Raw genomic sequence first — 23107 nt, 5'->3', positions numbered from 1 at the left:
GTAATCGAAAAGGAGAGACCCGATGACCACGAGCCGTATGATACTGGCTGCTTCGGTTTTTGCGCTTGCGGGGGTAAGTGCTCAGGCTGCCCAGCACGATCAGAACGAAACCGGGGCAATGCCGCAGGCCAACACCCCGATGCAGGGAATGATGGACCAAAGCGGCCAAGGCTCGGGGAACATGGCCCAGGGTGGCAGCATGATGAGCCAAGGCGGCACGGACCATCCGATGATGCTGAAGATGATGATGGCAATGATCGACACCGACGGCAGTGGCGGCCTCTCGCTCGAGGAGGTTCAAGCCGTCCATGCGCGCGTGTTCGGAATGGCCGACACCGATGCCGACGGGCAACTCAGCCGGGATGAGATCCGGAGCTTCATGACGGGCAGTGGCATGATGAGCCGGAGCGGCCAGTAAGAGGCGGTCTGCGCATACGGTGAGGGGTCGTTCTGCGCCCGAATTCCGTCTCCGGAAGCTGCGATGAGCGCCTTGTTGCTGTCGGTGGTCCTGAAGGCGCTGCGGCTGCGGAGGCTGGAGATGTGACGAACGAACACCGTCGACGCTTTCGCGGCACCACAGCCTACAGGAAGTTATCATGACATACAGCTTGTTGAAATCCACCGCCGTGGCCGCTCTGACCCTCGGGATGGCGAGCGCAGGTCACGCCGCGACGGTCTATATCCCCGACGGCAGCGCCGATCAGGTGATCGTCGTTGACAGCACAACCGGCAAGGTCATTCGTCGCATCAAGGGGCTGGAGGCAGTCCACGGTCTGGCCGGCTCGCCCGGAAGCCGCTACCTCGTCGCCGGCAGCTACGCCGATGTGACGCCCGACGAGGCCGACGAGGCGCCGAAGCCGGATTCCGTCAGCGAGGACGAGCACGCCGAACATCATGCCGCGCCAGCCAAGGGCGCGATGCCGAGCGATCAGGGCATCAGCATCCTGACTGTGCTCGACGCCGGGACCGGAGAGATCGTCCGCCGTCTCGAAGTCCCCGGTGCCGTACATCACGTCGCAGTCTCGCGCGACGGAGGTATGGCCGCCGCGACCCATCCTGCGGGTGACGGGATCAGCCTCATCGACCTCGATGCCATGGAATACAAGGGTTTCGTTGCAACCGGGCCGCTGCCGAATTACGCCGTTTTCAGCAAAGACGGGACGAACCTCTACGTCAGCAACACCGGCAACGGCACGATCAGCGATGTCGACGTCGACCGGGGGATCGTCGCCCGCAACATTGTGGCCGGCGAGGCACCCGAGCATGTGCTGCTGACTGAAGATGGCTCAACGCTCTATGCAGCCGACGCGGATGCAGGCGTGGTTCATGAAATTTCTCTTCCCGGGGGAGAGGTCGCCCGCAGCTTTGACATCGGCGGTGCGCTGCACGGGTTTGATCTCTCAGACGACGGCTCGACACTCTTCGTCAGCAGCCTTGGCGCGGAGAAGCTGATCGCGGTGGACCTTGCCTCGGGCGAGATGCGCGGCAACGACCTCTCGCCCGCACCCTACCACCTTACGACTATAGTCGGGACCAACACGCTCTTTGTCTCCAGCCAGTCCGAGCCGAAGGTCTGGATCGTCGATCAGGCGACGCTGAGCGCCACGAACGAAATCCCTGTGGGTGATGTCGGGCACCAGATGGTGGTCATGCCCTGACTGGTGCAACACATCGGAACGAGAACGACATGACATCAAATCGACCAAAGGCTGTTGGCCAGTTCGATGGGTGGCGCCAGCTGCGACGGTGATAATCCTGGTTTGCGGCTGGCGAGGCGTCTTCACGAGCGTCAGTCGGAACGAAACGCGACCAACAAGCGTCGAGGCAGTGATGATGCGAACCTTTCGCGCCGTTCTGGGGCTGTTTCTGCTGGCAACGCTGGTTGCCTGCTCCAGCCCGTCCAAGATCAAGACCTATGATGGCCCGCCGGTAACGCAGGTCGTGATCAAGAAAGCCGAGCGGAAGATGTATCTGTTCATCAACGACACGCAGGTGCTGAAGACCTACGATGTCGGCCTTGGCAACGAGCCTGTCGGGCCGAAGAGGTTCGAAGGCGACGGCCGCACGCCCGAGGGCGTCTATTTCGTGGACCGCTTCAATCCCGACAGCCGCTATTACCTGTCGGTTGGCATCTCCTACCCCAATGCGCAGGACAGCGCGAGGGCCGGGGCCCTCGGGATGTCTGCCGGGGGGGACATCTTCATTCACGGGCGCGGGCCGGAAGGCAACGCGCTGGTCAAGCAGCGCCGCGACTGGACCGCAGGCTGCATCGCCGTAAAGGACAAGGAGGTCGAGGACATCTATGCCATGCTGCGGCCGGGAGTTCCGATTGTCATCTATCCCTGATGCCTTGCGGCGGTCGAACGAACAAGGCCCTTGCCACCTGTCGAGGTCATCCCCGCTGCGGCTCCCGAATCGGCAAGCAGCGACGGCCTCTTTTCGGGATGTACGATCTGCGGAATTTTCATGAAGTCACGCAACATTGACGTAACCAGCGCATGAAAAGACCAGTCGCCGAACTTTGCCAATAGCGGTTTTCTCTTGCAACCGCGCCTGTTGCCGAGGCCGGATTTACGCAGCAGGCTTTATGCTGGCGAATGATGGACAAGGAGGCTGGCGCTGCTACATTTGCGACCGGTCAGGCGGTGCTGCCCGGGTTTGTCGCCTTAAAGTTGGCAGCCATCTATGCTTCAGCTCTTGATCGTTGCGCCCCTTGGGCACATCGATGCCATTGAAGGGCACGAACCTCATCAGCGCCTGCCAGGCACCATGTGTCCCTCCGCGGTGCGGCCGCTTCGGATGATGTCCCTGGCCGTTCTCCAATCGCCTTCGTCCGATGCGACGGTACACCACACCAGTTCATCCAGAAAAACAACAGATGTGAGGACATGAGAATGCGAGCCCAATCCGGATGGATCCTGACAGCGGCCTTGATAGTGGGAGCCTGTTCGGCAGCGTTACCTGACAGACCGGTCACCGCGCAGTCGGAGGGTGTACCCGATTCCATTGTAGCCCTTGCAGCGCCCAATCAGGATGTTCAGTCGGCACGTCTGTTACCGGAAGACGGATGTTACTGGTATAGCTACGCCGGACCAGTAGAAACGACTTTGCTGCCACTCAGGACGGTCGACGGTCGACGGATCTGCGTACCTCAGGCCGCGTAGTGCTGCCAAAGTGATCGGCCAGTATGCCCGCTTCTGCAATCGCGGCGGGACCATTCGGCGCGCCCCCGGACTGTTGCGCATCCGAACAACAATCGATTCGGGACGCCTTAACTTCGAGCGCGCGCGTTCGGGGGAGCGGAAGTTGGATTCAGCTCAGTGCGCTGACGTATCCCTCGGGCGGGTAGAGGAAGGCGGTCGATCCGGTCACGACGTTCGAATAGAGGTCGTTGATGTGGGCCATCACCATCCGGACGCATCCGGAACTCGCCCGCGTGCCGATTGACCGCGGATAGGGTGTGCCGTGTATCCGAAGATACGTGTCCCTGTCCCCGACATAAAGATACAGCGCGCGCGAACCCAGCGCATTGTTGGGTCCGGGTTCCATCCCGTCCGCATACTTCGCGTAAACCTCGGGCTCGCGTCTGATCATGGATTGGGTCGGGGTCCAGTGTGGCCATTCCACCTTGCGCTGGATCGTGTAGGTGCCCGGCTCATAAAGATCGTCCCGTCCGATAGCCACGCCATAGCGCATGGCGGTCCCACCCTCCTCAATGTGATAGAGGTAGTGCGCCACCGCATCCACATGGATGTCGCCCGGCGTGAGCCCGGCGTTTGCGATCACCCGTGTTGGCAGAAAACGCGGATGCAGGCCCCATGGATTGGTCGTCGCCGCATCGTAACCCGGCGGTGTAACCTGCGCGTCCCAGGCGGCTCGCTGGGCTTCGTCAGGCCACGAGTTCGCAAACAGCGGACGCGAGATCGCAGGTGAGAAAAGCATAGCTGAAGCCGAGATGAAGTGGCGCCGTGTCAACATTTTTCTGCTCTACTCCCTTGATTTTCATGAACGCCAACGGTCCCGCTAATTTCCTTTATCTTTTTTACTATCGTCCGAGCGCGTGGACGACGGCGCCGATGCCGAGCGCCGCATTGGTTCTGGCTATGGACTCGCGGGCGTCGCACACGTTCCCGATCAGGGCACGGATGGCATCCACCGTCTCGGGGATTACAATTGCCTGATTGTCGACCATGTAGGCGTAGAACGCCTCGTCACCCTCAACCCGCATCATGTCCTCCCACAGTGCCACCTCGTAAAGGCTGTCGTGCGGGCGCCCCATGTCGGCCATCATCTCCGTAACCGCGTTCAGCGCTGTCAGTCCGTCGCCATTGCGGATGAGCGCAATGCGCGATGCGGCACCGAATGCTTCGACCACCTCGGACTTTTCGGCCGGTCGCGTCAGCTGCACAGACCAGTAATGCAGATGCGCCAGTGTTTCAGGCACCTTGACCGCCATTGTGACCACATCGAGATCAGGATCGACGCTCTGCGCGTCCGGGCCCTGATGGCTCGGGATCCCGGGCTCGGGAACAAGGGTGTTCATGATCCCGCCCAGATGGCTCTCCCACGGATCGGTGGCGCGACGCAGAAGCGTGCCGCGGGCACGGCGGAGAAGACCGGCGTTCTTCAACGCGGTAAGTGTGCGCACGATCGATGTCGTGTTGCAGGAAACGACGCGGGTGCTGTCGCGACCAACGGCACTGGCATAGCTTGCCTCGGCGACGAAGGAATGCCCGGTGACCTCATGCTTCTCGCCGCCCTGAACGATGAACTTGAGTTTGCGGTTACGGTAGATACCGACGTTCTGCGCTGCGATCCGTTTTGGGGTGCAGTCGACAACGAGGTCTGCGGTATCGAGCAGCTCGTCGAGCGCGCCCGCTACTGCAAGCCCCGCATCGCGCATCGCTCCGGCATGTTCGGCTGTCGCACCATAAAGGGCATACCCCTTGCGGGTCGCCATGCGCGGACGCCAGTCAGTAGCGACATCCGCCACTCCCGCGAGCTCCATGTCATGCTGCAGCGCCACCGCATCGGCGACGCGTTTGCCGATCACGCCGTAGCCGTTGATCGCCACGCGAACCTTTTCTCGCTCGGCCATATCCTGTTCCTTTCTCCGTCTCGCCTGAGGTCGCCCCCAACAGCGGCTCGTCCGGTCAGCTTTGCCGCCTCCCCGCCAGTCGAAAGCAGTACCAAGGTAAGGCGCCAAAGCTCGTACCTATCGGACCTGTCAAAGCCGATGTTTTATCAGGTTCGTCCATCCTCCCACCCCTTGAAGCGGTGCCGCACCGACAAAATCCGGGGGCAGGTCACTGCCTCGTCCTGTCGCGTTCGCCCCAAAGTCGGGGCACGAATGCCGGCACACGCGCGGCATAGCGACGATAGGTGTCGCCAAACTCCGTCCTGGCCTGTCGTTCCTCGTGTCGGGCAAGGCGGACATACATCCAGACAAGCACCGGAAACATCGCGAGCGTCAGCAGTGTCGGCCATTGCAGCAGGAAACCGAGCATGACCAGCACGAAACCCACATACTGGGGGTGGCGCACCCGCGCATAGGGTCCCGATGTCGCCAGAACCCCCTGCTGCTGCGCAGGGTAGAGTACCGCCCAGGCCACCGAGATCAGGATGAAACCGCCGCCGATGAACGCGAAGCTCAGGATGTGGAACGGTCCGAAATGCGGGTGCGCCTGCCAGCCGAACATCATCTCCGGAATGTGGCCGGCATCGTGCGACAGCCAGTCCACGCCCGGATAGGCGCTCTGCAGCCAGCCCGACAGCAGATAGATTGTGAGGGGAAAGCCGTACATCTCGGTGAAGAGCGCGACGATGAACGCGCTGAACGCACCGAATGAGCGCCAGTCCCGAGCCGTTCTCGGTTTGAAGAAGCTGAAGGCAAAGAGGATAAAGATCGCGGAGTTGAGCACGACCAGCAGCCAGAGCCCGTAGGCGGTTCCGGTCATCCTGGGTCGTCCCGGTCGGGCGCGTCAGCACCCGCTGGACCACGCGGCGCATGGTCCCTTTCGGCGTTATCACCGTTACCGCCATGACCATGTCCGCCGTGCATAAAGAAGTGCATTCCCCCGCAGAGCGCCACGAGCAGGAGCAGCGGCGCATAGCCCACCAGATGCGCCGTGTGCTCGGTGATCAGGTAGAATCCGCCGATCGCCAGAAAAACAGCCAGCACAAGCGCGCTGCGCGAGGCGAGAAAGTCGCGACTCGTGCTGTCATCGTTGTGGTTCATGTCTTCCCTCTCCGTAAGATCTCATCGGGCGAGCTTATGGTCTGCCCGGCACCTGTTTTGCGCGAGGCCGCCGGCCGCTCTTCAGCCTTCCGCCCCACCTCAGTTGCTGCAGCCGCAGCCCTTCGGTTCGTCCGGCGGATCAATCAGCGGGTTTTTCGCCGCAGGTTTCCTATGCCGACCCGTCTGCGTCTTCTGCGGCTGCGCCTCGTTGCTGGCGCTGTCCGCTGTGCCGCAGCAGCATCCGCTGCTCTCATCGGCTCGTGGTTCTGGTTGCACGGTCATCTCGCGTCCTCCATCAGCCTTGGCACCAAGCTCGGCTATCGTTCACGATAGACGCGGCAAGGTCGGAAACCTTACTGTTTTCCCATATCCCGCATCCCCGCCAGTCGTTGGCGGGCCGCTTCCGCCTCGTCGCACGCACAATCCAGATAACCGTGCACCGGACAGGTCAGGCACATGTCCACCAGCCGCTGCTTCAGCGCCCGCCGGGCGCGGTGCAGCCGGACAGTCAGAGCGTTACCGGTGATGCCAAGCCGTAACGCCACCGCCTTTCGTGTCTCTCCTGACAGATCAATGCGCCGGATCAGGTCAGCCTGATCGCGCTTCAGAGTCGGCAGCAACTTGTAAAGACAGTTGCAGATTGCCTCCTCCAGGTCTTCGTCGGGATCAAGAGAGAACGCTTCGAACTGTTCGGGGCTCATCACCGTCTCCTGTTGTCGCTGCCGGACAGCCCGACGCTGGTGGTCCGCAATGCAATTGCCGAGAATCCGGCTCAGCCATCCGCGAACAGCTGCCACGTTGCGCAACTCCGCCGAGTGCTCGATCGCCTGCAGCGTAAAAGCCTGCAGCACCTCCTCGGCCTCCTCTTCGCTGTGAAGCCGGCGGCGCAGAAAGCCCAGAAGCTGTCGGCGGCTTTCCGTCAACGCCTCGCGCACCGCCACATCCGCCGTTGGGGTGTCAAATGCATCAGGATCCGCGCGCGCGACATTGAGCCTGTCTTCAGATTTCATCCCCGCCTCCGGTTGCGCCGGCGCGGCGCCTGAGACACCGCTGTGATTATCGTTTGTCCGCCGTTAGGTGTTGCTGCGCCTTCGGCAACATCTTGCGAGTGAGCGCCGGCACCCGGAGGGTGCCGGAAAGAGCGTTCGCTGGCACTCAGTTTGCCAGGGACCGGAAGGTGATCCCGTTCGGTCCGTCTCCGGTCTCGAAGCTTGCAACCACTTTGCGGGTGGCGTCATCGATGACCGACACGGTGCCCTCAACGATATTGGTCACGAAGATGCGAGAACCATCCTCGCTGACGGCAACGCCGTGTGCGCCCCGGCCAGTGCGGATCGTTTCGATCACCTTGTTTGTCGCCACATCGATTACGGAAACCGTATCGTCCGGCTCATCCTCGCTGCCCTGGTTGGCGACATAGACCCGCGCGCCGTCGGGGGTTGCGTGAACCTGGATGGGGTTGCGTCCGACCTCGATCACGTCAAGCTTCTTGCGGCTCGCCGTGTCAATCACGGCAACGCGGTTCTCGTCGCGCAGTGATACATAGGCGCGGCTTCCGTCGGGCAGGAAGCCCACCTGCACTGGCGCGGCCCCGACGGGTATGCGGGCGACTTCGGTGAGAGTCTCCATATCGACGACCGACACGGCTCCTTCGTCGACGGCGGCGACATAGGCCTCCTTGCCGTCAGGGCTGACTCGGAGCCCGTGCGGATAGCGACCGGTCGCAATCGTGCCGACAAGCTCGTTCCGTGCCAGATCCACCACCGAGATCGAGTCGTCTTCCGAGTTGGTGACAAAGGCACGCGCTCCCGCGGCGTCGGCAACCACGTGGGCCGGATGGTTCCCGACCGAAATGCTGGCGAGCGGCCCGGCGCTGAGCGCCTCTGGGTCAAGCACGACCAACAATCCTGGCTCCCCGCCGGCACCGTGGGCGCCGTCTCCGCCGCCGTGGGCGCCGCCCTCTTCCTGTTTCTCGGCGACCGGGTTTCCGACCGCCAGGAGCTGGCCTTTTTCGGTGATCTGCACATTATGCGCGGAAATCGGCAGGGGCGCCGTCTCGACCGTCCCGTCACGCAGGTCTACTGCACTGACGGAATTTCCATATTCGTTCGCTGAATAGACAAACCCTTCCACCTCCTGGCTTATTGCCGGTGCGGCTGTCGCCAATAGCAAAATAGTCGCCGCGCTCAGCACAGTATACGTGACAGGCTCCCACGTTCTTTGCCTGACCGCTGCAAGCAGTTGCGCAGGCCGCGACCGCCGGTTCCTTGAACGCATCCCATTCTCCATCTCATGTGGGCCGAAGATACCCGGTTTTTTCAGAGCGATCCGGTTTTGGGAACGCTCTGTCTGCTCTGACGCGCGATGTCGGCATACCTTACATTGTCGGCGGCTCCATCTGATCGGAACCGAGCCTGTTCGGGACTGTCGTTGAGGCCACCGCCGCACTGTCGCACTCGCAGGATAGGAACCCGCCGTCGCGACATCCCGAACAACTCTTTTCCAGCCTGGCCCGCAGCGCCTGCCGGGCCCGATGCAAGCGGACGCCGAGATTATTTGGGGTGAGCCCCAGCTCCGCAGCGAGGCAGTCACGCGGCATTTCCTGAAGATCCGCACGCCGGATCACGTCCGCATATTCCGGTTTCAGTGCAGCCAAACCGTTGTGGATGCAGCCACAGGTCCCGATTTGGGGTGGCGGTTCATGAGCCATCTGCTGCAGAGGTTCCCGCGCAAAGGCGGCTTCAGCGTTCTGCCGTGTCGCCCGGCGGCGATAGTGGTCCGTCAGCGTATTACGCAGAATACGGCCAATCCAGGCGTCTATTTTCTCGCCGTCCTGCAGGGTTTCTGCGGCGCGGATTACCTTAAGGACGAAATCCTGTAACGCATCCTCGGCGTCCTCGGGTCGCGCGAGGCGCCGCCGAAAGAAGCGCAGGAACGCCTGTCGGCTTTCGATGAGTTGGCGGTCGATAGCGGGATCGCGATCGTGTGCGGCAGCCGCATCGGGCTGGGGGTGCAGGTCTACAGGCATTAGAGGGACTCCGGGGCACAAAAAATCGTGACTTGGCACCGGCGGGCAGCAAAGCACCGACAGGCACCACTCAGACGTGTGCGGAGAACCGGGGTGGGCGGAATGGACCGTGAGCAAGCGGGAAGGTTCGAAGAAGCTCTGGCTCCCGGCGCGGGGCGCGCGAGCTGTGAGATGGTATGATCTGCGTTGCGGGAAGGGGGGCGACTGCCACGCAAGCGCCTGCTCCGTGGCAGTGCACGACAGCCATGGTCGCGTTCAGACCATGGCCGGCCTGCGGATGTCCGCTGTTCATCGCCTGCTCGGTCACCGATACGGGACCTGCAGCGGCTGACAAGTCAGGGGCGGAATGGAAAAGCGCGCCGATCAGGAATAACAGGCACAGCAGGATCATCTGAACACACGCTCTCGCATGTCCAGATAAACGCTGCATTTGGCGAAAGGGCCTGCGCATGGGACCTGTCCTACCGTATGGGTGCGTGAAGGCCAATAGCCCCGCTCAGACGAAGCAACGATGCAAGCTACGCCTGGTCAGGCGGCGTTTATCGACCGGCTTCCAGACCCATCGCCTTCGAGCAAGAAACCCGCAAGTGAACTGAACGCTCGTCACCAAAGACGGGCGAGTTCCACCGCACGTCGTTCATGCCTGAATGGCTCCCGATGAACGCAGTAAAGGCAGGAATGAGCCCCCCGATGGTCATCCTGATGAGCCGCGACATGGATGCCACAAGCGCCCGCGGCAGTTGTTCAGGGCTGGTCACAGGTCTTGTTGACTACGTGATGATTGCTCGTGCGGGCAGGATTTCCACCTCACTCTGTAACAATTCCTTCCCGGGAACGTCCTTGTATAAAACCGCAACAACGCAGGTTCGCGTTGCTTGTCCGACATGTTTGTCAAGGAGGTGTCGCGATGCCCGCGATCAGAACCGTGCGCGTTGTTCCCGTTGGCATGGCCCTTGGAGTGCTTTTGGCGGTGAGCTTTGCCTTGTGTGTGGGCTTCGGCCTGCTGTTTTCCGGCGCCACCATGTATCAGGCGTGGTTGCCGCTGCTGCCCGGCGTGACTTGGATCAGCTGGACAAGCGCAATCCTGGGCCTGGCTGAGAGCTTTGCCTATGGCTGGTATATCGCCGTGATCTTCGTGCCGATATTCAACTTCTTTTCGCGGAGGACACAAGCATGAACACCCAGACCCAACTCGACAAATTGGCCGCTGCAAACATCGATCCGGAAATCAAATCCGGCAGGGATCATCAAGCCTTACCGGGTCCCGTCGCCTATGGCCGCGATCTGTGGGAACGCTCGGTGCTTTTCATGGACACGCTGCGTGAACGTGCCGACAACATCGTCGCGCATGACCGCGCGGGGATGCCGCCACTGCTGGATTTCAGATACGAGACACTGCTGGATGCGCGGCAGTTTGCGAAACCGGTCAACTATGCCTTGCTCCGGATCACTGAAGTAGACGGTCATTGCTGGGATGACTGCATCGACGCGGCAAAGCCGCCGGTGATGATCGTCGATCCGCGCGCGGGCCACGGCCCCGGCATCGGCGGGTTCAAGCGTGACAGCGAGGTGGGGATGGCAATGGTGGAGGGCCATCCGGTCTATTTTGTCATCTTCTATCCCGAACCGGTCAAAGGCCAGACGCTTGATGATGTGCTCTCCGCCCTGCGCCGTTTTGTCGAAGAGGTTTCTCGCCGTCATGACGGTGCGGCGCCGGTGCTTTATGGCAACTGTCAGGCCGGCTGGGCTGTCACGCTTCTTGCCGCGCATTGCGAAGGTCTCGCAGGTCCGGTGGTGCTGAACGGCTCTCCGCTGTCCTACTGGGCGGGCGAGGAGGGAGTTAACCCGATGCGGGTGACCGGCGGATTGCTGGGCGGATCCTGGCTCGCCCATCTGACCGCCGATCTGGGTGACGGACGTTTTGACGGAGCCTGGCTCGCGCAGAATTTCGAAAATCTGAAACCGGAGAAGGCGATCTGGGAGAAATATGCAAACCTGCTGATGAATATCGATACCGAGCGCGAGCGCTTTCTTGAATTCGAGCGCTGGTGGAATGGGTTCTACACACTGAGTCGTGAAGAAATTCTGGAAATCACGCAGGACCTCTTCATCGGCAACCTGCTCGAAAACGGCGAAATGCGCATTGGCGATCACTGCGTCGCCGACCTGCGCAAGATCAGGAACCCCATAGTCGTATTCGCCTCCTACGGTGATAACATCACGCCTCCGGCGCAGGCGCTTGGCTGGATCCCGGCGGTCTACAAAGACACCGCCGATCTCAAATCTGCCGGGCAGCGGATAATCTACATGACCAACGCCCATGTCGGACATCTCGGCATCTTCGTGTCCGCCTCGGTGGCACGTCTCGAACATCGCGCCATTCTGGAAAGCCTTGAGCGGATCGGAAAACTGGAGCCCGGTCTTTACGAGATGAAAGTTGCAAACCCCTCGGGCGGCGACCCGGATTGCCACGCATCGAACTACACCGTGCGGTTCGAGCCGCGCGACGTCGCCGATCTGCGACACGATGTGCCCATCGAGGCCTTCGAACAAGTCGCCCGCCTGTCGGAGGCGAACGAGGCATTCTATTCCGCTTTTGTCAGCCCCTGGGTTCGGGTGATGGCCTCCCCGGCCAGTGCGGAGATGCTGAAATGGATGCACCCGATGCGGACCAGTCGTCTGGTGTTTTCAGAATCGTTCAATCCATGGATGCGCCTTGTCCGGCAGACGGCGGAAACCATTGCCAGGACGCGTGAACCCCTTGCTCGCGGGGACCCTCTGCTCGCGCACGAGCGGGCCATGATTGCTGCGGTCGGTGACGCAATCGAAAGAGCCCGCATTGCCCGCGACGCTCGCCTTGAGGGCACATTCAGGACGCTCTTTGGCGACGGTGGTGGTGCTCACGGTGACGATACGGACGGCGAAAACAACGCGCGTCTGCCGGTCTGATAAGAAGGGAAGACAGAGATGCAATCGATCGAGGAGACCTGGGCAGTGCTGCTTGTCGGCGACGAGATGATGGCGGCGCCTCAGTGTCGTTACGGGCACAATGAGCGGGGCCACGCTCCACAGCCCGGCGCCGCGAGGTGCGCTGAAACCTCGGGATCAAAGGCCGCGGATCCGGCCAGGGTGAGCGGCGATGGCTGAACGGATCATTCTGACACTCAACGCCGGGTCCTCCTCGCTCAAATTCGCGCTCTTTACCGCGTCCAGCCACCCCAAACGGCTTTGGTCGGGGGCAATCGACCGGATCGGTCTGCCAGGCGCCTGCTTTCAGCTGAGCGATGCACGCAAGACAGTCGTGCTTGATGAAGCGGGCACGCTGGACAATCACAAGGCGGCGCTCACCCGGTTGTTAGACGCTGTCACAAGCCTCCCGGGATCGCTGGAGCTTGTTGCTGTCGGACATCGGGTCGTTCATGGCGGGCCGGCATGTGACTGCCCCAAGCGCGTCACGCCCGCTCTGGTGGCTCGGCTGCGTCGGCTGACGTCACTGGCGCCGCTGCATATTCCACCCAATATCGCCGGCATCGACGCTGTGCAGGCTACCAGGCCCGATCTGCTGCAGGTGGCTTGCTTCGACACCTCGTTTCACCACGATTTGCCGCGCATGGCCCAAATGACGGCCCTGCCGCGCGCCTTCACCGGGTCCGGCGTTCGGCGCTACGGATTTCACGGGCTTTCCTACGAATATATCATGGAGACCTTACAAACGGGTGGCGTGAACACGGGGGCCGAGCGTATCATCATCGCGCACCTTGGAAACGGTGCATCAATGGCCGCGATCCGTGAAGGCCGCCCCGTCGAGACAACAATGGGGTTCTCCACGATCGCAGGCCTGCCAATGGGCACGCGCAGCGGCGATCTTGATCCGGGTATCCTGCTCTATCTGATGCGGGAAGAGGGGATGAGGTCAGACGAGATTTCCGATCTGCTCTACAACCAAAGTGGCCTGTTGGGGATCTCGGGTCTCAGCCGCAATATGCGGGATCTTCTGGACAGTCGGGAAGAAGGCGCCGCGGAGGCAGTCGAATACTTCTGCTATCAGGCTCGGCTGCACCTGGCCCGGCTGACCGGTGCACTGGGCGGACTGGACAGGCTCGTGTTCACCGGCGGCATCGGTGAGAATTCGGTCGGGGTTCGCGGCAGGATTAGTGCGGAACTCGGCTATCTCGGGATCGGGTTGGACAGCGCCGCGAACCGGGCGGGTAAGGGCGTGATTTCGAAACCCGGTGCCGGTGTAACCGTGGAGGTACGCGCGACCGACGAGGAAAAAATGATCGCCTGTCATGTGGCTGCGCAGCTTGCGGCCGATCCGGCGCGGCAATTTGCCCGTATGGAGAACTGAGCGATGTCAGCGTATCCCCAAAAGCTGCAACACCTGATTGAGCGAGCCTGCGATCTGGATCCGGTTCAGGTGGCTGTGGTCGACGCGGCACAATCGGTGGTCCTCGAAACCCTCCGTGACGCTGTGACGCTCGGTCTGGTCGAGCCGCGTCTGGTGGGCGAGCCGGATGCGATCCTTGCCTTGTGCCGCAATATGGGATGGGCCATCGATCCTGCGTGGATCATCCCAAGTGCGTCCGATGTCGAAGCCGCAGCCAGGACCGTGGCTATGGTGCGCGGAGGCGAGGCTGATTTCCTGATGAAGGGAAACCTGCATACCGATGTGCTGCTGCGGGCGGTGCTGGACAAGGACAGTGGCTTGCGCCTGCCCGGGCGCCGGGTCAGCCACCTCTTCCTGGTCGATGTGCCGGGGCATGACCGGCTGATCGGCATTACCGATGCGGCGATCAATATCGAACCAGACCTGTCCGCGAAGGCGGAGATTTGCCAGAATGCTATCGATCTGTTTCACATCCTTGGAATTGCGGAACCAAACGTCGCCGTCCTTTCGGCGGTGGAGACAGTCGCAAGTGGAATTGTTTCTTCGCTTGATGCTGCCTGCCTGACGATGATGGCGCGGCGCGGTCAACTTACCGGTGCGCAGGTCGATGGGCCACTGGCCTTCGATAATGCAATCTCGGCGCTGGCAGCGAAGGAAAAGGGCATCCAGTCAGATGTTGCCGGACATGCTGACATCCTTCTGGTCCCTGATCTTGTTTCAGGCAACATCCTGGCCAAGGCGCTGGAGTATCTCGGTCGGGGGGTCGCCGCCGGTGTTGCGGTTGGACTGTCGGTGCCTGTTGTGCTGACCTCTCGCGCTGACCCTGCCTCCGCCCGGATGGCATCTCTCGCCATAGCGGCGTTGATGCATCATCACAGCAAGTCGGCCACCGCGCCCCAAAACCCGCCCGAGGGCAGCGTTGCCGCTGCGCCGCAACCTGAGCATTCCTGCTGCCCTCCGAGTGCGACGGCCGCCATCAGGGAGGCTGCAGAATGAGAGATTCTCCTCTTGCGACCACGCCCGGCAAGCTGCTCGACATGACGGGCAAGAAGGGTCTGGTCATCGGAATTGCCAATGAGCACAGCCTCGCGTGGGCGGCGGCGCGCAATTTCCACGCTGCCGGGGCCGACCTTGCAGTGACTTATCTCAACGACAAGGCCCGGCCGTACGTGGAGCCGTTGGTCGCGGCCATCGACGCCCCCATTCTGCTGCCCTGCGATGTCGCACAGGACGGTCAACTGGAGGGAGTGTTTGACACCATCACCCGGATCTGGGGGCAGCTGGACTTTGTCCTGCATGCTGTCGCCTGGTCACCGGCTGAAGATCTGCGCGGTCGGTTGACCGACTGTTCAGCCGACGGTTTTGCCCAAGCGATGCTGGTATCCTGCCATTCCTTCATCCGCACGGCGAAACTGGCTGAACTACTGATGGGCGCGGGCGGAAGTCTGATGACCCTCAGCTTCCTTGGGGCCGAAAGAGTGGTGGATCACTACGGAATTATGGGCCCTGTGAAGGCTGCGCTTGAGTCGTCGGTGCGCTATCTTGCGCATGACCTCGGATCCGGGAGCATTCGTGTCAATGCAATTTCGGCGGGTGCGGTAAGAACCCGCGCTGCCTCGGGCATCCAGCATTTCGATGAGCTGATCAGCGAAACCGAGCGGAAATCGCCGCTGCGGCGGACCGTTACCGCTGACGAGATCGGGCGGGCGGCGCTTTTGCTCGCCAGCAACTACACGACCGCCATCACCGGTGAGATTATCCATGTCGACGCCGGCTTTCACGTCAATGGCATGGTGTTTCACTGAATTCCGAACCTGTCGCGGCAAACCCCGGGATGGGAAGAGGACTGGAAAGGAACTGATATGAACGTCACCAAAGGCGAATTTGGCAAGAGGCCGGAAGAGACGAACCTTTTCGATAAGGTTCCGGACGACTATTCCGGGACCGTCTACACCTGCTCCATGCATCCTGAAATACGCAGCACCGAGGAAGGTCGCTGCCCGAAATGCGGCATGAGTCTGACGCCAGAGGGCGAAAGCGGAAAAGGGGAAACACACGACCACAGCCATACCGGCCATGCTCATAGCGGTCACGGCCATGTTCATGGTGCGGCGACCGGAACAGGGAAAGGCGGTCAGTACGATACCGTACCCGTGGATTTCACTGGCACGGTCTATACCTGCCCGATGCACGCCGAAGTGCGCCATCCCGGCCCAGGATCGTGTCCGATCTGCGGCATGGGACTGGAACCGGAAACCGTGAGCCTCGAAGATGACGGCCCGAACCCCGAGTTGGTGGATTTCACCCGCAGGTTCTGGGTTGGTGCCGTGCTGACGGTCCCCCTGTTGGTACTGGCTATGGGTCCGTTCGTCGGGTTCACTTATTTCATGGAACGGTTGGGTGAACGGACTTCGCTCTGGATCGAGTTGGCTCTCGCGACCCCGGTTATCCTCTGGTCGGGCTGGCCGTTTTTCCTCCGCGGTTACAATTCGTTCCGCACGATGAATCTCAACATGTTCAGTCTGATCTCGATGGGGGTCGGTGCGGCCTATCTGTTCAGCATCGTGGCCGTCATCGCACCGGGAATATTCCCGGAGGGATTCCGCGACGCAAACGGTAACGTCGGCGTCTATTTTGAAGCGGCCGCCGTGATCGTGGTCCTGGTCCTGCTGGGCCAAGTGATGGAATTGCGGGCGCGCGAAGGTACCGGCAAGGCAATCCGGGCGCTGCTCGATATGGCCGCCAAGACTGCACTCGTGATACGGCCTGACGGCACCGAAGAAGAAATCGACCTCGATCAGGTACAGCTTGGCGATCACCTGCGCGTGCGTCCCGGAGACAAGGTGCCGGTGGACGGTGTGGTCGTCGAAGGTCGTTCGTCCGTCGACGAATCGATGATCTCGGGCGAACCGGTACCGGTCGAGAAGGTTGCGGGAGAGCCCGTCACGGGGGCCACGATCAACGGGACCGGCAGCCTGGTGATCGAGGCCACGCGGATCGGCAGCGACACCGTGCTCAGCCAGATCGTGCAGATGGTCGCCAACGCGCAACGGAGCCGCGCGCCGATCCAGAAATATGCCGACAAGGTCGCCGGCATGTTCGTACCTGCCGTCATCGGCATCGCGATCCTGTCGTTCATTTCCTGGGCGATCTGGGGGCCGGACCCCGCGCTGGCCTACGGCCTCGTCTCCGCCGTGGCCGTGCTGATCATCGCCTGCCCCTGCGCGCTTGGGCTCGCTACACCGATGTCGATCATGACTGCCACCGGCACCGGTGCGCAGATGGGCGTGCTGATCAAGAACGCCGAAGCATTGGAGCGGTTCGAGAAAATCGACATCCTGATCGTCGACAAGACCGGCACCCTGACCGAAGGAAAACCCAAACTGGTGGCGGTTTTGCCGGAGGCCGGGCACGAGGAGGCAGAAGTGCTGCGCCTTGCGGCCTCGCTGGAGCGCGGATCGGAGCACCCGCTGGCCGAGGCCATCGTGCGCGGTGCCGAGGAACGGGGCGTCGAGTTCGCCAAGGCCGAGGATTTCGAGGCCGTCACCGGAAAGGGCGTCAAGGGCGTTGTGGATGGCAAGTCCGTGGCCCTCGGCAATGCGGCCCTGATCCATGATCTGGGGTTGGATAGTGGCGCGTTGGTGGAAACCGCCAATGCCCGCCGAGATAATGGCGAGACGGTCATGTTCATCGTGCTCGACGGTGCGATCGCAGGACTGGTGAGTGTCGCCGATCCGGTCAAGGAAACCACGCCAGCCGCGCTCAAGGCCCTGCATGAGCAAGGCTTCAGGATCATCATGGCGACCGGCGACAACGAACGCACGGCACAGGCAGTGGCCAGCCGGCTGGGCATCGACGAGATCCGCGCCGACGTGTTGCCCGAAGACAAGGCCCGCATCATCAAAGAATTGCAGGACCAGGGCAAGAAGGTCGCGATGGCAGGCGACGGTGTCAATGACGCGCCTGCCCTTGCGCAGGCCGATGTCGGCATTGCCATGGGGACCGGAGCCGATGTCGCAATCGAAAGCGCCGGGTTCACCCTGGTCAAGGGTAACCTCGATGGCATCGTGCGCGCCCGGAAACTGAGCCACGCGACAATGCGCAACATCCGCCAGAACCTGTTTTTCGCAATGATCTACAACGCCGCCGGTGTCCCCATTGCGGCAGGCGTGCTTTACCCGTTTTTCGGCATCCTGATCGGCCCTATCTTTGCCGCCTTCGCGATGAGTGCGTCATCCCTGTCGGTGGTACTGAACGCTCTGCGGCTGCGACGGCTGAAATTTTGAACGGACATGCCCATCGTCCGTGAGAAGCGTTCGCGTCTTTACCGTCTTCGCGAGGGAGTTGCGCCGCCCCTCGCGGATGAAATCCGGCGCAGCAAATGAGAAAGGTAAACTCCATGAACCATCAATCTGCTGACATGAAGGCCTGCATCGATGCCTGCCTGGACTGCCATCGAAGCTGTCTTGGCATGGCGATGAACCATTGCCTTGAGGCCGGCGGCAAGCATCTTGAGCCGGAGCATTTCCGGCTGATGATCGCCTGCGCCGAAATCTGCCAAGCCTCGGCCAACGTGATGCTGACCGGCAGCGACATTCACCGCCGCCTCTGCGGCGTCTGCGCCGAGGTCTGCGAGCAATGCGCCGCCAGCTGCGAACAGGTGGGCGACATGCAGGACTGCGTGGACGCCTGCCGCCGCTGCGCGGAAAGCTGCCGGAAGATGGCCGCCTGAAACAAACAGGGACGAGTCAACGTCCCCGCCTGCCGGAGCTTTCGGCTCCGGCAGGCAGAAAGTCACGTGATCGGTCCGGCAAGCACCCGCAGGTCACACCGCAAGTGACACGGGCAGGGTGGACGGCAGGACGCGCACCGTCGCCCCGTGCCGCGCGCGCCGATACAGGTCGATGGCGTCCTGATCCAGAAGCCTCACGCAACCCGAGGAGACGGCCTTGCCGAGATATTCCGGCTCGCAGGCGCCGTGAATGCGGTAAAGCGTATCCTCCCCGTTCTGGAACAGATACAGCGCCCGCGCGCCGAGCGGGTTGCCCGGCCCCGGTTCCATGCCACCATTGGCGACCGAATAGGGTTCCAGTTCCGGCTGACGCGCGATCATCTCGTCCGGCACCTTCCACCGCGGCCACTTGCGGCGGAACTGCAGGCGTGCGTCACCCGCCCAGGCGAAGGCATCGCGACCGGTTCCCGCGCCATAACGCATTGCGCGGGTCTTGCTTTCGACAAGATGCAGCATGCCTTCGTCAGGATCGACGATGATCGTACCAGAAGCTTCGTCCGGGAAAGGATTTGCAACCTCCTGACGCCACAGATGCGGCGGCACCACGCCGGGCGGCACGGCAGCGATCGGATAGGGTTCGTCGGTGATGGCGCCGTAGAACTCCGGCACCGGCAGGAAGGGAACGGCCGGTGCGGCAGGCTGCGGCGGTGGGATAACTGGTTCAATGACAGGGCGTGTGCAGGCCGACAGAAGCACTGCGGTCCCCGCCACGGCGAAGTTGCGTCGATTCATCATGATCGCAATCCTTTTTGAAGCTGATCGAGTGCCCGCGGGCGGCGCGGCTCAGCGGGATCGCGGAGGGTGGTAGATGGAAGGTGGGATCAGTCCCGCCCTGATCTGGCGGCGATCAGCCCGAAGATGCTCTCGTGCAAAACCGCGACTGCAGGGTTCGGCCACCATCGGCAGCAGGTGCTCCGGATGGCAGGGTGTGCCGGGCAGCGCCGCATGGCATGTCCCGTCCGCTGACGCGGCGGTCAGCGCAACTTGGGTTCGCAGATGGACATGATCGGATAAGGTCGGAGTTTCCGGTGCGGCTTTCTCGTAGGCTTCGGCCGTGGCCGGCAGCGCCCAAGTGCCCGCATAGGCGCCCGACAGGGGCACTATGAGCACCAGAATAACCATCGCAATGGTTCGAAACATCTGCATGGAGCATGGATGCCAGACCACTGCAGATGCGTCGAGATCGCGCACAGTAGCGATTTTGCATATTGTCGTGAGCCGCCCCGTTCAGCCGTTGCCCGGCAAAAAACGGCGCGACATCATGCTGCGGCACGCTGTCGCCGGTTTGGCGCCCCGGGTTTCATGTCGCGGCACAACGTGGTGTGACACTGACAGCGGCAAAACGAAGGATTCGGAATGGGAACCAGCACCGCGATCGGCCGGCGCGCACTTCTGGCGAGTGCCGGCGCACTCCCCTTGCTGCTCTCGGCCGTGGCAATCGGACAGGCCGAGACCCTGCCCCTGGTGACGGTGACCAAGGATCCGTCCTGCGGCTGCTGCGAGGGCTGGGCCGATCACATCAGGGCGGCGGGCTTTCCGGTCAAGATCGTTGAATCCGCGGATGTGGACAGCCTAAAGCGGCGCCTGGGGGTTCCGGCCGAGTTGGCTTCCTGCCACACCGCCGAAATGGATGGCTATGTCGTCGAGGACCATGTCCCGGCCGCTGCCTTGCGCCGCCTGCTCGCCGAGCGGCCCGCTGCGGCGGGGCTGGCTGTTGCTGGGATGCCTGCCGGCTCGCCGGGCATGGATTTCCCCGGCGTCGATCCCGAGCATTACGACGTCGTGCTGTTCGGACCCGCGGGCCAGACGCGCTTCGCACGTTTCCTGGGCGGGCGAGAGGTCTGAGGCAGAAACCGGTGTCGCAACGCAGAAGCCCCTCATGAATAGGCAGCCGGCGCTAATCGGAAGACTCTGGGCAGACCGGCTGCGGCAGGTAGCGGCTGCGTTTCTGCTTTTCGCCTTTGCGATTTTCATCCTCCAGTCTGCCGCCCATGCCGGTTTTGCGGGGCAAATGACCCATGGCGACCAGTTCGTCGCTGCCACAGGTCAGGATTGCGCCCACTCTCCCATGATGCAGGACGGAACCCGACTGGATGCCGCCGAGCCGTGCAGTTCCGATGATCTCGGATCATCCCTCCGGCATGATTGTTGTATCCAGCTCTGCACCCTCGCCGTCGTTCTGCCGGGTGCCCTGTCCATGGATCCGCCTCAGGAGGATGATGTCCTCTCGGTGATCTGGTCACACCGATCCGGTCGGACACCCTCTCGAATTTTGCGGCCTCCGCGCCTGTTCGCGATTATCTGACGGTGCTCATGACCGGTTGAGGCCCATGCCTCCCGGTCGCCTCGGCCAGAGGCAGAGCGCCGCATCCGCCAATCGACGATCACAATGGAACCGTGCGTCCGGCACGTGACGCCGCTCCCGAATTCTGGATGAACATCAATGAAACGAACTGCGATTGCTTTCTCCGTCAGCCTCATGGCGGCCTTGCCGGCCGCTGCCCTGGCCCAGACCGAACATGATAGCCACCACCCTGCACAAGCTCCGGCAGTGACCGGGCAGGCGCCCGTGTCTCCGCAACCGAAACCCGGAATGTCGGGCATGCCTGAACAGGGCCAGGCCATGATGCAGGCCATGTCCCCCGAGTGCATGAAGGCCATGCAGCAGATGATGCAGGGCGGCATGATGCAGGGGATGATGGTCCTGCCGAACCCGGCCGGCGCAGCATCCGCGGACAAGGACCTTCCCGACTTCACCCAAGCCTATCTGGATGCGATGGACGCGATGCAGGCGCCGATGATGAAGGGGGTCATGGCCGATGATGCAGACACGGCCTTCGTGCAGGGCATGATCCCCCATCATCAAAGCGCGATCGACATGGCAAGGGTCGTGCAGAAATACGGCGACGACCCTGAAACGAAGCAATGGGCCGAACGGATCATCGCAGCACAGGAAGGCGAGATCGCCGAGATGACGGCGTGGCTGAAGGAAAAGGGTGGCTCTGCACCCCTGACCTTCGGCCAGACCCGGGGAACCACCTGGTCCGCGGACGAAGGCGGCAATACCCTTAGTGCCATCGACCTTGCCACGGGCTCGGTGACCACTGTGCCGCTCCCGGTGTCACCCCACAACGTCGACCTGACGCCGGACGGAGGTTCCCTGCTGGCAGTCGGCACGCCTGCTAGCGGCGATCACGCGACGGGTGGGCACGACCATGCCGATACGGCCGCCGCCGCGGGACTTCTGGCGGTGATCGATGTGAATGATCGCTCCAAGCCGGTCGCCACTGTCGAAGTCGGGGCTCATCCGGCCCACGTCGTGGCTGACCGGAAAGGGCGCGCCTTCGTGTCGCTTTCAGGCGACAATGAGGTGGCGGTGGTCGATCTTGCGAGCTTGAAGGTCATCGACCGCATTGAGACCGGCACCGCGCCGCACGGGCTTCGGCTCAGCCCCGAGGGCACCGAGCTTTACGTTGCCAATGTCGATGACGGATCGGTTTCGGTCATCGATACGGCCAGCTTGGCGGAGGCGGCGCGCATTCCCGCGGGTATGGCTCCGGTGCAGGTCGGGTTCACCCCCGATGGGACCAAGGTCTATGTCTCGCTGCGCGACGAAAATCGCGTGGCCGTGATCGACCGCGCATCGCGCAAGGTCGAAGGCAAGATCGACGTCGGACCGGGTCCGATCCAGCTTGTCGTCACTCCGGACGGCAAGCAGGTCTACGTCGCCAACCAGGGACCAGAGGCTACGCCGAACGACACGGTTTCGGTGATCGACACGGCGACCGGAAAGGTGGTCAAGACGCTGAAAACTGGGTTCGGCGCTCATGGCGTATCAGCTTCGGCAGACGGCGCCTTCGTGTTCGTGACCAACACGGCGGATAACAGCGTTTCGGTTATCGATGCCCGTCGCCAGGAGGTGGTCGGAACGGTGCCGGTGGGTGATCGGCCCAACGGCACCGTTTATGGAGCTGCGAACTGATTGGATCGAGAACGGTGGTGCCGGTGCTTTCCGGCTCCACCGAATTGCCGCAACGGCGTTCCTCTGCCGTCGGGCAACGGCACTCTACTGCGCAGACGGCGGCTGAAGCGCTTTCTCCACCGACTCGCTCACCGCAACGTCAGCAGGGCGCAGTGCAGGCAAATCCGGAGCATCGCCAGAAATCGGGTCTGCCTCGAGATCTGCAATCAGCGCCCGCATCTCAGCGATCTCCTGTATCTGCGCCTTGATGATGCCGTCCGCCAGCTCGCGAACCCGGGGATCACGGATATGCGCGCGCGAGCTTGTCAGCACGGCAATCGAGTGGTGCGGGATCATCGCCTCCATGTAGGACACGTCTCCCACAGTTTCCTGGCTGCGCACGAACCACAGCGCACCCGCCGCCACGACCACCGCGGCCGCCATGATGCCCCAGTTACGCCCCTTCTTGTCATACATGCCCCACATGAAGCCCATCATGATGACGGCCATGACTCCGCCCATCATCAGCGCCATCCAGGCGCGTGTCTGGCTCCAGGCGACATGCTCGATCTCGTAGGTGTTCAGATACATCAACCCGAACATGACCACTGTTGAGGTCAAGATGGCTCTGTTGCGCAAATCCCGTGAGGGATTCATCTCGTGAATCCAGCATGGTAGCTGGGGTGCATGAGCAGACCCAC

23 protein-coding genes are annotated in these 23107 nt (G+C 62.2%); 12 read left to right on the top strand and 11 right to left on the bottom strand.

Annotation, left to right across the window (positions count from 1 at the left end; translation table 11 throughout):
* Window positions 1-22 precede the first annotated feature (22 nt).
* The 3 genes from Q0938_RS17070 (at window position 23) to Q0938_RS17060 (ending at window position 2346) form a co-directional block, all read left to right on the top strand.
* Window positions 23-418 carry an EF-hand domain-containing protein gene (locus Q0938_RS17070; protein ID WP_299364946.1) on the top strand — a complete coding sequence of 132 codons (396 nt, stop codon included), beginning with the start codon at window positions 23-25 and terminating at the stop codon, window positions 416-418.
* A 190-nt stretch (window positions 419-608) separates the two neighbouring features.
* Window positions 609-1658 carry a YncE family protein gene (locus tag Q0938_RS17065; protein WP_299364944.1) on the top strand — a complete coding sequence of 350 codons (1050 nt, stop codon included), beginning with the start codon at window positions 609-611 and terminating at the stop codon, window positions 1656-1658.
* A gap of 175 nt (window positions 1659-1833) precedes the next feature.
* Entirely contained in the window at window positions 1834-2346 is a 513-nt protein-coding gene (locus tag Q0938_RS17060) for a L,D-transpeptidase family protein (RefSeq protein ID WP_299364954.1), read from the top strand.
* A gap of 966 nt (window positions 2347-3312) precedes the next feature.
* On the opposite strand, the gene Q0938_RS17050 is transcribed toward Q0938_RS17060, so the two are convergent.
* The 7 genes from Q0938_RS17050 to Q0938_RS17020 form a co-directional block, all read right to left on the bottom strand.
* On the bottom strand, window positions 3313-3978 hold the full coding sequence (locus Q0938_RS17050) for a L,D-transpeptidase (RefSeq protein WP_299364940.1): 666 nt from the start codon (window positions 3976-3978) through the stop codon (window positions 3313-3315).
* Between the two features lie 67 nt (window positions 3979-4045).
* Window positions 4046-5098 (bottom strand): type II glyceraldehyde-3-phosphate dehydrogenase, encoded by a 1053-nt coding sequence (locus Q0938_RS17045; RefSeq protein ID WP_299364938.1) that lies wholly within the window; start codon window positions 5096-5098, stop codon window positions 4046-4048.
* A gap of 208 nt (window positions 5099-5306) precedes the next feature.
* The gene (locus tag Q0938_RS17040; protein WP_299364936.1) at window positions 5307-5957 is read right to left on the bottom strand and encodes an isoprenylcysteine carboxylmethyltransferase family protein; all 651 of its coding nucleotides are present in this window, start codon (window positions 5955-5957) and stop codon (window positions 5307-5309) included.
* Window positions 5954-6238 carry a DUF2933 domain-containing protein gene (locus Q0938_RS17035; RefSeq protein WP_299364934.1) on the bottom strand — a complete coding sequence of 95 codons (285 nt, stop codon included), beginning with the start codon at window positions 6236-6238 and terminating at the stop codon, window positions 5954-5956. Before Q0938_RS17035 ends, Q0938_RS17040 begins: the two co-directional genes overlap by 4 nt.
* 353 nt (window positions 6239-6591) lie before the next feature.
* Complete coding sequence (locus tag Q0938_RS17030) at window positions 6592-7248, bottom strand: sigma-70 family RNA polymerase sigma factor (protein ID WP_299364932.1); 657 nt, start codon at window positions 7246-7248, stop codon at window positions 6592-6594.
* A 145-nt stretch (window positions 7249-7393) separates the two neighbouring features.
* Window positions 7394-8371: a cytochrome D1 domain-containing protein gene (locus tag Q0938_RS17025; RefSeq protein WP_299364930.1), complete on the bottom strand. Its 978-nt coding sequence runs from the start codon at window positions 8369-8371 to the stop codon at window positions 7394-7396.
* Window positions 8372-8615: 244 nt separating this feature from the next.
* Window positions 8616-9266 carry a sigma-70 family RNA polymerase sigma factor gene (locus Q0938_RS17020; protein ID WP_299364928.1) on the bottom strand — a complete coding sequence of 217 codons (651 nt, stop codon included), beginning with the start codon at window positions 9264-9266 and terminating at the stop codon, window positions 8616-8618.
* A 907-nt stretch (window positions 9267-10173) separates the two neighbouring features.
* On the opposite strand from Q0938_RS17020, the gene Q0938_RS17015 reads away from it, so the two are divergent.
* From Q0938_RS17015 to Q0938_RS16985, 7 genes are all read left to right on the top strand, one after another.
* The gene (locus Q0938_RS17015; RefSeq protein ID WP_299364926.1) at window positions 10174-10443 is read left to right on the top strand and encodes a DUF5676 family membrane protein; all 270 of its coding nucleotides are present in this window, start codon (window positions 10174-10176) and stop codon (window positions 10441-10443) included.
* Complete coding sequence (locus tag Q0938_RS17010; protein WP_299364924.1) at window positions 10440-12215, top strand: DUF3141 domain-containing protein; 1776 nt, start codon at window positions 10440-10442, stop codon at window positions 12213-12215. The genes Q0938_RS17015 and Q0938_RS17010 overlap by 4 nt, the downstream gene beginning before the upstream one ends.
* Window positions 12216-12405: 190 nt before the next feature.
* Window positions 12406-13614, top strand: a complete 1209-nt coding sequence (locus Q0938_RS17005; protein ID WP_299364922.1) for an acetate/propionate family kinase — start codon at window positions 12406-12408, stop codon at window positions 13612-13614.
* A 3-nt stretch (window positions 13615-13617) separates the two neighbouring features.
* Window positions 13618-14649, top strand: a complete 1032-nt coding sequence (locus Q0938_RS17000) for a bifunctional enoyl-CoA hydratase/phosphate acetyltransferase (RefSeq protein ID WP_299364920.1) — start codon at window positions 13618-13620, stop codon at window positions 14647-14649.
* Window positions 14646-15458, top strand: a complete 813-nt coding sequence (gene fabI / locus Q0938_RS16995) for an enoyl-ACP reductase FabI (RefSeq protein ID WP_299364918.1) — start codon at window positions 14646-14648, stop codon at window positions 15456-15458. Before Q0938_RS17000 ends, fabI begins: the two co-directional genes overlap by 4 nt.
* A gap of 57 nt (window positions 15459-15515) precedes the next feature.
* Window positions 15516-17939: a copper-translocating P-type ATPase gene (locus Q0938_RS16990; RefSeq protein ID WP_299364916.1), complete on the top strand. Its 2424-nt coding sequence runs from the start codon at window positions 15516-15518 to the stop codon at window positions 17937-17939.
* A gap of 113 nt (window positions 17940-18052) precedes the next feature.
* Window positions 18053-18385 carry a four-helix bundle copper-binding protein gene (locus Q0938_RS16985; RefSeq protein ID WP_299364914.1) on the top strand — a complete coding sequence of 111 codons (333 nt, stop codon included), beginning with the start codon at window positions 18053-18055 and terminating at the stop codon, window positions 18383-18385.
* Between the two features lie 93 nt (window positions 18386-18478).
* Here Q0938_RS16985 and Q0938_RS16980 read toward each other — a convergent pair whose 3' ends face one another.
* Together Q0938_RS16980 and Q0938_RS16975 are read right to left on the bottom strand one after the other, a co-directional pair.
* On the bottom strand, window positions 18479-19180 hold the full coding sequence (locus Q0938_RS16980; protein WP_299364912.1) for a L,D-transpeptidase: 702 nt from the start codon (window positions 19178-19180) through the stop codon (window positions 18479-18481).
* A 48-nt stretch (window positions 19181-19228) separates the two neighbouring features.
* The gene (locus Q0938_RS16975) at window positions 19229-19636 is read right to left on the bottom strand and encodes a hypothetical protein (protein ID WP_299364910.1); all 408 of its coding nucleotides are present in this window, start codon (window positions 19634-19636) and stop codon (window positions 19229-19231) included.
* Between the two features lie 165 nt (window positions 19637-19801).
* On the opposite strand from Q0938_RS16975, the gene Q0938_RS16970 reads away from it, so the two are divergent.
* Window positions 19802-20290, top strand: coding sequence for a DUF411 domain-containing protein (locus Q0938_RS16970; RefSeq protein ID WP_299364908.1), 489 nt, complete (start codon window positions 19802-19804; stop codon window positions 20288-20290).
* A 52-nt stretch (window positions 20291-20342) separates the two neighbouring features.
* On the opposite strand, the gene Q0938_RS16965 is transcribed toward Q0938_RS16970, so the two are convergent.
* Complete coding sequence (locus tag Q0938_RS16965) at window positions 20343-20507, bottom strand: hypothetical protein (protein WP_299364906.1); 165 nt, start codon at window positions 20505-20507, stop codon at window positions 20343-20345.
* Between the two features lie 540 nt (window positions 20508-21047).
* Between Q0938_RS16965 and Q0938_RS16960 the strand changes: the two genes are divergently transcribed.
* On the top strand, window positions 21048-22427 hold the full coding sequence (locus Q0938_RS16960; protein WP_299364904.1) for a DUF305 domain-containing protein: 1380 nt from the start codon (window positions 21048-21050) through the stop codon (window positions 22425-22427).
* Between the two features lie 84 nt (window positions 22428-22511).
* Here the strand turns inward: Q0938_RS16960 and Q0938_RS16955 are convergent.
* Window positions 22512-23107, bottom strand: a 596-nt coding sequence (locus Q0938_RS16955; protein ID WP_366942777.1) for a DUF305 domain-containing protein, incomplete at its 5' end; no start/stop codon positions are given.

The organism is uncultured Paracoccus sp., from assembly GCF_947496875.1.
Classification (GTDB): domain Bacteria; phylum Pseudomonadota; class Alphaproteobacteria; order Rhodobacterales; family Rhodobacteraceae; genus Paracoccus.
Note: the sequence above shows the minus strand (reverse complement) of the source record. Positions and strands in the feature narration are given on the sequence as shown.